This is a genomic window from Mucilaginibacter sp. Bleaf8 (genome assembly GCF_018390515.1).
Lineage (GTDB): Bacteria > Bacteroidota > Bacteroidia > Sphingobacteriales > Sphingobacteriaceae > Mucilaginibacter.
The window spans coordinates 71,242-84,099 of record NZ_JAHBBK010000007.1; the positions used below are offsets into that span (position 1 = coordinate 71,242).

Annotated in this window: 9 protein-coding genes; all 9 read left to right on the forward strand. The window is 45.6% G+C overall.

Annotation, left to right across the window (positions count from 1 at the left end; translation table 11 throughout):
• The first annotated feature begins 166 nt into the window (after positions 1 to 166).
• A complete protein-coding gene (locus KHS38_RS20980) occupies positions 167 to 1,504 on the forward strand; it encodes a sigma-54-dependent transcriptional regulator (protein ID WP_213490677.1) in 1,338 nt (445 codons plus the stop codon).
• 190 nt (positions 1,505 to 1,694) lie between these two features.
• Positions 1,695 to 3,668 carry a KUP/HAK/KT family potassium transporter gene (locus tag KHS38_RS20985; RefSeq protein WP_213490679.1) on the forward strand — a complete coding sequence of 658 codons (1,974 nt, stop codon included), beginning with the start codon at positions 1,695 to 1,697 and terminating at the stop codon, positions 3,666 to 3,668.
• Positions 3,669 to 3,773: 105 nt separating this feature from the next.
• Positions 3,774 to 5,525, forward strand: coding sequence for a HAMP domain-containing sensor histidine kinase (locus KHS38_RS20990; RefSeq protein WP_213490681.1), 1,752 nt, complete (start codon positions 3,774 to 3,776; stop codon positions 5,523 to 5,525).
• Between the two features lie 173 nt (positions 5,526 to 5,698).
• Positions 5,699 to 6,148: a hypothetical protein gene (locus KHS38_RS20995; protein ID WP_213490683.1), complete on the forward strand. Its 450-nt coding sequence runs from the start codon at positions 5,699 to 5,701 to the stop codon at positions 6,146 to 6,148.
• A 111-nt stretch (positions 6,149 to 6,259) separates the two neighbouring features.
• Positions 6,260 to 7,579 carry a GntT/GntP/DsdX family permease gene (locus KHS38_RS21000; protein WP_213490685.1) on the forward strand — a complete coding sequence of 440 codons (1,320 nt, stop codon included), beginning with the start codon at positions 6,260 to 6,262 and terminating at the stop codon, positions 7,577 to 7,579.
• A gap of 89 nt (positions 7,580 to 7,668) precedes the next feature.
• Positions 7,669 to 8,631 (forward strand): phosphogluconate dehydrogenase (NAD(+)-dependent, decarboxylating), encoded by a 963-nt coding sequence (gene gnd, locus KHS38_RS21005; RefSeq protein WP_213490687.1) that lies wholly within the window; start codon positions 7,669 to 7,671, stop codon positions 8,629 to 8,631.
• Positions 8,632 to 8,850: 219 nt separating this feature from the next.
• Positions 8,851 to 9,537 carry an ABC transporter ATP-binding protein gene (locus KHS38_RS21010; protein WP_213490689.1) on the forward strand — a complete coding sequence of 229 codons (687 nt, stop codon included), beginning with the start codon at positions 8,851 to 8,853 and terminating at the stop codon, positions 9,535 to 9,537.
• A 2-nt stretch (positions 9,538 to 9,539) separates the two neighbouring features.
• A complete protein-coding gene (locus KHS38_RS21015; RefSeq protein WP_213490691.1) occupies positions 9,540 to 12,101 on the forward strand; it encodes an ABC transporter permease in 2,562 nt (853 codons plus the stop codon).
• A gap of 12 nt (positions 12,102 to 12,113) precedes the next feature.
• Positions 12,114 to 12,809, forward strand: a complete 696-nt coding sequence (locus tag KHS38_RS21020) for an arylesterase (RefSeq protein WP_249665509.1) — start codon at positions 12,114 to 12,116, stop codon at positions 12,807 to 12,809.
• Positions 12,810 to 12,858 lie beyond the last annotated feature (49 nt).

The following is a 12,858-nucleotide window of genomic DNA, read 5'->3' on the forward strand; positions in this document are numbered from 1 at the left end:
TTCCATTTTGAAAAAATGCCTTCCGTTTTGGGTTAGCTCAACATGCCGTAAGATAAATGTAAACCGTATCAAAAGCCTGTTGGTTAGCCATTTTGGAGTGATGCTTCTAAAACGGAATTGTATTTGGTAGGCGTAAGCAGATTATCTTCCAAAAAAGCAAAAAATCATGAAAGCCACTATATTAATTATTGATGATGAAGTTAAACTGAGCCAGTTGCTGTCGCGCATTTTGCAGTTGGAAGGCTACACTGTTTTGCAGGCCCCAACCGCAAAAGATGGGTTGAAAATTTTAGCTCAGGAAGATGTACTGGTGGTGATTAGTGATGTAAAGTTGCCGGATAGTAACGGTATTGAACTGGTTAAAAGCATTAAGGAAAAGAAGCCGTATACCGAGGTAATTTGTTTAACAGCCTATGGCACTATACAGGATGGGGTAACAGCCATCAAAAATGGCGCTTTTGACTATATAACCAAAGGCGATGATAATGACCGCATATTGCCCCTGCTTAGTAAGGCCACCGAGAAGGCCGAGCTGCAATATCGGCTATTTAAGCTCGAACATAAACTGATTAACCGGCATAGCTTTGATAGTATCATTGGTCACTCAAAAGCTATTAATCAAGCTATAGACCTGGCCAAGCGGGTATCGGTTACAGATACTACCGTACTGTTATTGGGCGAAACCGGTACAGGTAAAGAGGTGTTTGCACAGGCCATTCATTACAATAGCAATCGCAACCAAAAAAACTTTGTAGCCCTCAATTGCAGTGCCTTTAGTGGTGAGTTGTTGGAGAGCGAGCTTTTTGGTTACAAGGCAGGTGCCTTTACCAGCGCCCATAAAGATAAAAAGGGCCTGATGGAAGAAGCCGATGGCGGTACCCTGTTTTTAGACGAAATTGGTGAAATGAATATCGACCTGCAGGCAAAGCTACTGCGGGTACTGGAAACCGGCGAGTTCATTAAGCTGGGCCAAACGCAAACGCAGAAAGTAAACATCCGCATCATCGCTGCAACCAACCGTAATCTGGAGCAGGAGGTAGAAAAAGGTACATTCAGACGCGATTTATTTTACCGGCTATCCATCTTTGCCATTATGCTGCCCTCGCTTAATGAGCGTACGGAGGATATACCGCAGCTGGCGGCACATTATCTGAAAGAGTTTTCACTCAAAACTAACCAGCGCGTGCGCGAGATAGGGGCCGATTTTATGAAGCAACTAACTGCCCATAACTGGAAAGGCAATATCCGGGAACTGAAAAACCTGATTGAACGTGCGGTAATTATTGCCGACGGGCCAACCCTTACTGCCGATTTGCTTCCCTTTGATTTTACCGGTAACGAACCTATGCAGCAAGGTGTATTTGATTTAAGCTCGGTAGAAAAGCATCACATTGCCAAAGTGCTTAAGTATACCAAAGGCAATAAAACCGAAACCGCACGCTTGCTCAACATCGGTTTAACAACACTTTACCGTAAAATAGACGAGTATAAGATTTTGGTATAATTTACCGATCTGGATAGGGTTTTACCAAAACGGGTTACCAAAATGGAAAGCAACCCTTTCATTTTGGTATGGTGCCCTGGTTGGGCAATTATAGATAAAGCCTGTTGTTTTCATTTAAACATGCTTTTTTTCATAATGGCATATCCCTTGCCCAGCCGCTGGTACAATGCTCAGCATTGTTTTTGGTAAAATGAATACTTCACATTTACGTAAGCTTTCGGGCGCCGGTGTATTGATTACATTAGGTATTATTTTCGGCGACATAGGTACATCGCCTCTTTACACATTTCAAACATTATTAAAAGAAGGCGCACGGTCTGACACGTTCCTGGTATTGGGGGCCATATCCTGCGTTTTCTGGACCTTAACCTTGCAAACTACATTCAAGTACATTTTCATTACCCTGCAGGCCGATAACAGGGGCGAGGGTGGTATCTTTTCGTTGTATGCACTGGTAAGGCGCTATGGTAAAAAGTTGATGATTCCGGCTATTATCGGTGCGGGCACCCTGCTGGCCGATGGTATTATTACACCGCCTATCTCGGTAACCTCAGCTATTGAAGGCTTGGGCTTAGTGCCATCACTTAGTAAAGATTTTGTGCCAGGCAACGAGCTGATTATTGGTATTGTAATCGGTATATTACTGCTGCTGTTCTTTTTTCAGCAGTTTGGAACCAATGTGGTTGGTGCAGCTTTCGGACCGGTGATGCTGATCTGGTTTTTAATGCTGGGTACATTAGGTATATTACAAATAGTGCATTACCCGGCTATTTTTAAAGCGCTTAACCCGGTTTACGCCTGGGATTTATTAACGCAGCACCCGCATGGCTTTTGGTTGTTAGGTGCTGTATTTTTGTGTACTACCGGTGCCGAGGCTTTATATTCTGACCTGGGGCACTGCGGGCGTAAAAACATTCAGGTAAGCTGGATATTTGTAAAAACCTGTTTAGTGCTTAACTATCTGGGGCAGGGTGCCTGGGTACTTACTCAAACTAAATATCAAACGTTTGAAGGTGTAAACCCATTTTTTGAAATTGTGCCGCACCAATTTTTGTTGCCGGCTATTGGTATTGCCACCATGGCTACCATTATTGCCAGCCAGGCGCTTATCAGCGGCTCGTTTACGCTTATCAGCGAAGCCGTGAGCATGAATTTCTGGCCACGCATTACGGTTAAATATCCAAGCAATATCCGTGGTCAAATTTACATTCCCAGCATCAACTGGATATTGTGCTTTGGCTGTATTGCTGTTACCTTATACTTCAAAAAATCAGAAGCGATGACGGCTGCCTACGGTTTTTCTATCACCGTTGCCATGCTTATGACCACCGTACTGATGTACTACTTTATGCGCTATGTAAAGCACTGGCCGTTGTGGCTGGTGGCTATCATCATGTGTGTGTTCCTCAGCATCGAATTCTCCTTCTTTGTAGCTAATGCAGTAAAAATTGTAAAACGTATATTCTTCCTGGTATTCGAGGTGGGGCTGATCTTTACTATGTATATCTGGTACAGGGCACGTAAAATCAATAACCGTTTCCTGAACTTTGTTGACCTGAAAGATTATATACCCATGCTGAAAGCCATGAGCAACGATCAGGGTATACCTAAGTTTGCCACCCACCTGATCTATCTTACTAAGGCTAACAACAGCAAACAGATTGAGCAAAAAATCATTTACTCCATACTGAGCCGCAAGCCAAAACGGGCGGACGTATACTGGTTTGTGCATATTGAACGTACAGACGAACCTTACACCATGGAATATACCGTAGAAGAGCTGGAGGATGACAAGGTAATACGCCTGGAGTTTCGCATCGGTTTTAGGATACAGCCCCGCGTAAATGTGCTGTTCCGCAAAGCGGTTGAAGAAATGATTGCCCGCGGCGAACTGGATATTACCAGCCGGTATGAATCACTCGGCAGCTACAACCTGCCGGCCGATTTCCAGTTTGTGATCATGGAGAAATTCCTGTCATACAACAATAACTTTAGCGTAAGTGAAGGCTTTATTTTAAATAGCTATTTCGCCATTAAGCATCTGGCGCAAAGCGATGCCAAAGCGTTCGGCTTAGACACCAGCGAAACGCGGGTGGAAAAAATACCACTGGTAGTAAATCCGCTCAGCAACATCAAACTCAAGAGGTTGGAACCTCAACACTAATCACAATTCCTATACCCTTTCATTTTGAAAGGGTATTTTCATTTAATAAAATGTTAATATTGATGCAGCTACCTTAAAGCTGCTTGGGTAGGGTGCTTTGCTGTTATGAAAATAAAAAATAAGCTTCGGCTGGGATTTGGGTTTCTGTTTATGGCTGTGCTGTTTTTTGGTGGGATTTCGCTGTATTACATCCAGCAGATTGCAGACCGGTCTAAAAACATCCTGCAAAATAATTACGAAACGCTGAGTTATACCAAGGCTATGCGCACCGTGCTGGATGAAAATGCCCTGCCACTAAGCACCAAAGCTATAGCAGGTTTTGATACACTGCTTAAACGGCAGGAGCAAAATATAACCGAGCCTGGCGAAAAACAAGCTACTACGCAGTTAAGGCATTATTTTACACAGCTTACCTCTGCCGGGCATATAACATTTGAACTGGCCAATGCCGAGCGGCAGGTAAGGCGGCAAGTGCGCACCATTGAAAGCCTGAACATGCAGGCTATTTTTAAAAAGAACGACCGTGTTGCCAAACAGGTAAACCACGCAATTTTGCTGCTGAGCCTGGTTGGTTCGTTTTTGTTTTTGGTGCTGTTCAGCTTTACGGTAAACTTTCCGGAAGTGATAGCCGGCCCGTTACGTGTTCTGATTGATGGTATACGTGAAATCAGCCAGAAAAATTATAGCCAGCGCCTGCACTTTACCCAGAACGACGAGTTTGGCGAGCTGGCCTCGGCATTCAATACCATGGCTTCGCGGCTTAATGAGTGGGAGAACAGCAACCTGGCTACCGTAATGTCCGAAAAGCGCCGTATCGAAACTATTATTGAGCAGATGCACGATGCTATCATTGGCATTAGCCAGACCCAGGAGGTATTGTTTATGAATGATGCCGCACGTAATTTGCTCAATCTCAAAGACGGAAAAGTAGTTGGCCAGCGTGCCGATGGGCTTATAAAAAGTAATGATCTGTTCGGTTACGTGGTGTCGGGTAAAACGGAAGGAAAGCCGTTTAAGATTGTGATAAATGGCAAAGAAAGCTATTTTCAGTTGGAGCGAAGAGAAATTGTGGTTCCAAACCTGAACAACGAGCCAAGAGAAGGTATACGCACTACAGGCATACCGGCAGGCACGGTGTATGTGCTGAAAAATGTAACCGAGTTTAAGGAACGCGATGAGGCTAAAACCAATTTCATTGCCACCATATCACATGAACTAAAAACGCCGATTGCCTCCATAAAAATGAGTATAAAGCTGCTGAAAGATGAACGCATTGGTCAGGTTAATACCGAGCAGCAGGAACTGCTGGAGCATATACAGGAAGACAACGACCGCCTGCTAAAAATCACCAGCGAACTGCTCAACCTGTCGCAGGTAGAAACGGGCAACATACAGTTGAACTTCGTACCGGTTAAGCCAGCCCAAATTGTGGACTATGCACTGACGGCCGTGCGCTTCCAGGCTGAGCAAAAGGACGTCAGTATCAACTATAAGCGCAATGAACAGTTACCTGCCGTGCAGGCAGATGTAGAAAAAACGGCCTGGGTGCTGGTTAATTTCCTGTCCAACGCCTTGCGATACAGTCCGGAAAGGTCAACCATCGTTATTCAAACCGTTGAATACAATGGCCAAATCGAGTTTTCGGTTACAGATAAAGGTAAAGGTATCGACGAGCAATACCAAAAGCGCTTGTTCGACCGTTATTTCCAGGTACCGACTGACGGGCAGAACAAAGCCGGATCGGGTTTGGGTCTGGCTATTGCCAAAGATTTTATAGAGGCGCAGAATGGTAAAATAGGGGTGCAAAGCGCTGTTGGTGAAGGTAGTACTTTTAGTTTCTCATTGCCGGTTGTGTGATTTTTTTACTTCTTAACCAGCACTGCCTCCGCTTCCGATATCTACGCTTTGGTTCCAGCTTGCCGGTATATTAATATGTTTACTTAGTTTTGGCCGGTTAACGGTTCAAAACAATAATCAGAATAATAATGCGAAATAAAGCCCTTGTTATAGCCGCTATAGGTTTAAATTGTATGTTCGGAATGGTTGCATGCAAGCAGCCGGCGGCATCTAATCAGGAAAAGTCCGATTCAACAGCCACAGCAACGCAGCAGCAACCGCAGTCGGCAGATACTGCCGCACATGACCATACGCATGAAGACCTTACCGTGCATGAAACCGGCCACCTGCTGGGCGTTTGGTACGATGATGCCATTAAAGCACCTGATGGGCAAAGCGTAGCTTATGAGATTGTGAGCGATAAGAAACAGCAAATATTTATACAGGTTATTACGTTTACCGGCACTAAAATTACGGTGAATGATATTCCGCCAATATCGCCAACAGCTACTGCGCTTAAAAAAACGGGCAATATGTATGTAAGCAAAAGCAACGCTAAAGAATTTTACAAGGTGGATAAAAACGGCGATTTGCTCATTTACGATGAAACCGGGTTATTAGCACAGTGTAAAAAGATATTGTAGCCTGATTATCAGGTTGCAAAAACATACGGGTGGGTTGGCTGTTTGCATAACAGATACCTTATTCCTGTATGTTTTTCTTACTAACGGGCATAGGCATCTTTACCACCGCTTATGGTACTGTTCACGGTATTATTTAGTATTCTATTGCTCATTGCCCTGGTAAGCTGGGGCAAGGTAACGCCTTTTGTGGCCTTTCTTATCGTATCTATTGCTGCTGGTTTACTATTACAGATACCGCCGGTAAAAATCCTGGCATCCATACAAAAGGGTTTGGGCGATACCTTGGGTTCGCTGGTTATTATTGTGTGTTTGGGCGCTATGCTGGGTAAGCTGGTAGCCGTTAGTGGTGCTGCGCAAAAAATAGCCTCGGTGCTGGTAAATGCCGTTGGCAAAAAATACTTACAGTGGGCGCTGGTAGCCACAGGCTTTATTGTAGGTATACCCTTATTTTACGGTATTGGCTTTGTACTGCTGGTACCGCTTATCTTTTCTATTGTTTACCGGTATAAGCTACCGGCAGTTTACATTGGCCTGCCCATGCTGGCATCGCTTTCAGTAACGCATGGTTTTTTGCCGCCTCATCCATCGCCGGCGGCATTGGTAGTGCAGTTTCATGGCAATATGGGCGTCACGTTAATTTATGGTCTTGCGGTAGCTATTCCTGCCATTATTGTTGCGGGGCCATTATTTGCACGGACTTTAAAAAACATAAAGTCTGATCCGCTGGCTACTTTCAAGCCCGAAGATATTCCGCAGCAAGCCTTGCCCGGTGCATTCAATAGTTTTGTTACGGCGCTGCTGCCGGTTATTCTGCTCATGTTTACTTCATTGCTGCCATATGCCTGTAAGCTCCCACCGGTAATAACCGGGTGGCTGGCATTTGTTGGTGATCCTTCTATGGTGATGCTGATTGCTTTGGCGGTTGGCACTTATACGCTGGGTATTAAACAGGGCAAAACCATGAGCCGGCTAAGCAGTATTTATGTGGATGCCGTAAAGGATATCGTATTGGTGCTGCTCATTATTGGCGGCTCGGGTGCCTTTAAGCAGGTGCTTATGGATAGTGGTATCAGCACCGAAATAGCCCGGCAATTAGAGCACGTAAACGTGCACCCGTTGGTGCTGGGCTGGCTTATTGCTGCCATGATCAGGGTAAGTTTAGGTTCGGCTACGGTGGCTGGTTTAACTGCTGCCGGTATTATGGTATCGGTTGCCATGCAAAACCATGTTAATCCTAATTTAATGGTGCTATCAATCGGTGCAGGCAGCCTGGCGTTTTCGCATGTAAATGATTCGGGCTTTTGGCTGTTTAAAGAATACTTTAACTTAAGTATCAAGGACACCTTTCGGTCGTGGTCGGTTATGGAATCCATCATAGCTGTAATGGGATTGGCCGGCGTAATGCTGCTGAATGCTTTTGTTGTCGGATAAAATCTTGCAGTCAAATTAACTTTTACACTTTGGTTATAATCTTAACCGGGTCTTATTTGTACTAATACTGAAGTAAACACAACATAGATATGGAAAATAAAAAATACGGCATTGTGGGGTTAGGCAAAATGGGTGCTAATCTGGCTTTGCAGGCGGCCGAAAAAGGGTACACCATTATTGGCTATGATAAACACCTGCCTACAGATATTGAGCAGGAAAATCTGGTACTGGCGCACAGCCTGCAAAGCATGATTGATCAGTTGGAGCGTCCCCGTAAAGTTTTTATTTACATACCTGCAGGCGTAGCTATTGATTATGTAATTGCCGAACTGGCTCCATTACTTGAAGAAGGCGATATTATAATTGATGGCGGCAACTCCTACTGGGGCGATAGCATACGTCGTGCTGCCAAATTAAAGGAACAAGGGTTGCATTTGGTTGATTGCGGTACCAGCGGTGGCGTAAGCGGCGCCCGCAACGGAGCCTGCTTTATGGTAGGCGGCGATAAAGAGGCGGTAGATCAGTTAGAGGGGTTATTCCGCGATTTAGCTGTGCCCGAGGGATATTCTTACACCGGTAAATCGGGTTCCGGGCACTTTGTAAAGCTGGTGCATAACGGCATTGAGTTTGGTATGCTGCAAGCTATTGGCGAAGGTATGGCCCTGCTGGAAAACTATCGTGAAAAGCTGGATATAAGTGATATCCTGCACACCTGGAATCACGGTTCCGTTGTACGCTCCTGGCTGATTGAGCTGATGAAAAAACTGTATGATGAAAAGGATGGCTTTAATGTGCCATCGTACGTAGAAGATACCGGCGAGGTAAACTGGCTGGTAAGCGATGCCATGAGTATGGAGGTGCCTATACCGGTAATTGCACAATCGGTAATGCAACTGATAGCTTCACGTGATAGCAACCAGGTATCGGCTAAAGCCATTGCCATGATGCGTAACGGGTTCGGCGGCCATCCGTTTGGTTCTGATGCGGTAATTGAGCACGAACGCCATTTTGGTAAAGTAGGTGGCTACCCGCCTGTTGAGCCAAAGAAATAAGACCGTTATTTCCAAATACAAATTATTGCGGTGATGGTGCCTTGAAGTAAATAGCATCATCACCGCAATTTTTATGATGGGTTTGCATCAAATAGGATAGCCAATCGTCATATAATTATCATCATGTTGCGATAAAACATTTGGCTTGCACTGCGTTTGTAACATATCATACGGGTGGCGGTCATAACTTAAAGCGCACTCAAATTTAAAATTCAATTAGTGAAAACAGTTTTGGATATAATAAACCTCGGTAAAACCTACCAAAGTGCAGGCAAAACCCTGACGGTACTTGATGATATTAATTTTTCTATTGCCGATGGTTCAACAAATGCTATCGTAGGGCCGTCAGGCAGTGGTAAAACCACCTTGCTGGGCTTATGTGCTGGCCTCGACCGATCAACCACCGGGAGTGTGGTGCTCAACGGCGTTAACCTGAACCAGCTCAATGAAGATAAGCGGGCGCAGGTACGTAACCAGTATGTAGGATTTGTATTCCAGAGTTTTCAGTTATTGCCTACACTTACCGCCCTCGAAAATGTAATGGTGCCATTAGAGTTGCGGGGCGAGCGCAACATCAAAGCCCGTGCGCTCGACTTATTAGATAAAGTTGGACTGGCAGATCGTGGTCATCACTTCCCGGCACAATTATCCGGAGGCGAGCAGCAGCGGGTATCTATAGCGCGTGCGTTTTCTAACCGGCCCAAAATATTGTTTGCCGATGAGCCTACTGGTAATCTGGATGCTGAAACCAGCGAAAAGATTGTAAGGCTGCTTTTTGAACTGAATCAGGATGCGGGTACTACCCTGATACTGGTAACGCATGATTTAGAACTGGCTGCCAAAACACAGCGCATTTTACGCATTAAGGGCGGCAAGCTGGTAGCCGATGAAAAAACGCAAGCTTAACTATGGCCAATACATCAACACCAATACCCAGCCGTAAAACAAGCCTCGGCTGGCTGTTTAAAATGGCCCTGCGCGATAGTCGTAAAAACAGGTCGCGTTTATTCCTGTTCGTTTCGTCTATCATATTAGGTATTGCAGCGCTGGTAGCTATCTATTCTTTTGGCTATAACCTGCGTAATGATATCAATAACCAGGCGGCTACACTAATCGGTGCCGATCTGGTAATATCGGGCAACAAGCCGGTTGAAAAAAATATACAGCCCCTGCTCGATTCACTGGGTACCGAGCGCTCCCAGGAGCGTAGTTTTGGCTCAATGGTGCTGTTTACACAAAGCGGCAATACCCGGCTGGTGCAAATACGTGCTTTGCAAGGGGGGTATCCCTATTACGGCGCGTTAGAAACAGTGCCTGCGCAAGCCGCTCAGCAATTTAAAGCCGGCCAGTATACATTGGTTGATGAAGCACTGATGCTGCAGTACAAAGCCAAAGTGAATGATTCCTTAAAAATTGGTAACTTAACTTTCATTATTGCCGGTGCACTAAAGCAAGCACCAGGGCAAACGGGGCTTGCTGCCGGGGTTGCGCCCGTGGTGTACATTCCACTACAGTATTTGAACAAAACCGGGCTGGTTGATAAAGGCAGCCGTATCAACTATAGCTTTTATTACAAGTTTGATCAGGATACGGATGTTGATAAATTGGCCGAAAAGCTGGATACCCGGTTAGACAAAGCCGATCTGCATTATGAAACCATCCAAACCCGTAAAGAAAATACCGGACGAGCATTTACCGATCTGAACCGCTTCCTGTCATTAGTGGGTTTTGTTGCCCTGCTGTTGGGTTGTATTGGTGTAGCCAGCTCAACCCAAATTTATGTGCGCGAAAAGGTGGCCTCTATTGCCGTTTTGCGCTGCCTGGGCGTAAAGGCATTTGAAGCCTTTTTAATTTACCTGATACAAATTGCCGGTATCGGATTGATAGGATCAATTATTGGTGCGGCATTAGGTTCGGCGGTGCAATACCTGTTGCCTATAGTACTGAAAGATTTTTTACCGTTCGAAATAACGGTTGCCATATCGTGGCTGGCTTTAGGGCAGGGTGTGGTGCTTGGTGTTATCATATCTATCCTCTTTGCACTATTGTCGCTTATCTCCATTCGTAGAATTTCGCCATTAAATACACTGCGTTCTGCTTTTGAGGATAGCCGTCCGGCACGTGATCCTTTACGCTGGCTGGTGTATGGGCTTATTGTGGCCTTTATTGTGCTGTTTGCCTATATACAGCTGCAGAGCTGGCCTGCCAGTGCCGGGTTTACCGTAGCCCTGCTGGTTGCTTTCTTTATTTTATGGATAACGGCATTATTGTTAAAACGTGTGGTTAAGTTGCTGGTGCAAGGCCCATGGAGTTATCTGGTAAGGCAGGGCTTTGCCAATTTGTACCGCCCCAACAACCAAACCACTATCCTGATGGCATCAATCGGGCTGAGTACTGCTTTTATCTGCCTGCTGGTATTTATGCAATCCATGCTTATCAATCAGGTTAAACTATCGTCAAGCGGCAACCAGCCTAACCTGGTATTGTTCGATATCCAAACCAATCAGGAAAAAGGCATAGTAGCGCTAACCAAGCAATTTAAAATGCCGGTTTTGCAGCAGGTGCCTATTGTAACCATGCGCCTGCAAACTATCAACGGCAAATCGGTTAATGATTACCGTAAAGATACCTCGCGCAACTCCAGGCGCTGGGCCTTTGGCGGCGAGTACCGGGTAAGCTACCGCGATAGCCTTACTTCATCCGAAAAAATTATTGAAGGTAAATGGATTGGCGAGGCCAGGGATGCAACGGATATCCCCGTATCACTGGATGATCGCACCGCCAAGCGCCTGGATATTAAGTTAGGCGATAAGCTGGTTTTTAACGTACAGGGCACACCCATGACTACCGTGGTAGCCAGCGTACGCAAAGTAAACTGGAACCAGATGGGAACCAATTTCAGGGTGCTGTTCCCAACAGGGGTATTGGAAGAGGCGCCGCAGTTTCACGTATTGCTTACCCACTCTAAATCGGCCGGGCAATCTGCCCAATACCAGGAGGCGGTAGTGCGTAAGTACGCCAATGTATCGGCAGTTGATTTGGGTTTGGTACTTACCGTATTGGATGAGGTGTTGGATAAGATTAGTTATGTTATCCGTTTTATGAGCGGGTTCAGTATCGCTACCGGGCTTATTGTGCTTATTGCATCTGTACGTATCAGTAAGTACCAGCGTATCAAAGAGAGCGTTTTGTTGCGTACATTAGGTGGCAGCCGCAAACAGATATTGTGGATAACTGCCATGGAATACCTGTTTTTGGGTACCCTGTCTGCCCTGACCGGCATTGTGCTGGCTTTGGCAGGTAGCTGGATGCTGGCGAAGTACACTTTTGAGATACCTTATAACGTTAACTACGCACCGGCCATTATGATGTTTACCATAACGGCGGTGTTAACTATTGTAATTGGCTTGTTGAACAGCCGGGGCGTACTCAATCGCCCGCCGCTGGAAATACTCAGGTCCGATATTTGATTACTTATGATTATGATTCAACATCATTTAAAAAAGATCCTTACGCTGGCAGCCATGGCGGCACTGGTGGCCTGCAGCGACAGCAATACTAAAAGCACCGATGCAGATACAGCAAAAAGTGCGGAACAAAATGTGCCTAACCAATCGGCTCCTGTAAAAACAGTGCTGGTTTTTGGCGACAGCTTAACAGCCGGCTACGGGCTGGAAGACCCGGAAGATGATGCTTATCCGTCCGTGCTTCAGCAAAAAATAAAAGAAGCTAACTTGCCATATAACGTGGTAAACGGCGGCAACAGCGGCGAAACATCGGCCGGGGGCCTAAGCCGTATCGACTGGGTTTTGAAACGTAAGGTGGATGTGTTTGTACTGGAGCTGGGTGCTAACGACGGTTTGCGTGGTGTACCGGTAAAAACAACCACCCAAAACCTGCAGGCTATTATTGACAAAGTGAAAGACAAATACCCGGATGCCAAGCTGGTTATATGCGGTATGCAAATGCCGCCCAGTATGGGAGCTGCCTACACCGCCGATTATAAAGCGATGTTCCCTAAGCTGGCCGAAAAGAATCACATGGCTTTAGTGCCGTTTTTGCTGGAAAACGTAGGCGGTATTGCCAAGCTAAATCAGGCTGATGGCATTCATCCTACCAAAGAAGGGGCTAAGATTGTGGCCAATAATGTTTGGAAGGTTTTGAAAGACGTATTGTAAGCCTAAAGGTAGTTGTTCAACAAAATCAGGTAAGTTAATGTTGTAAGAG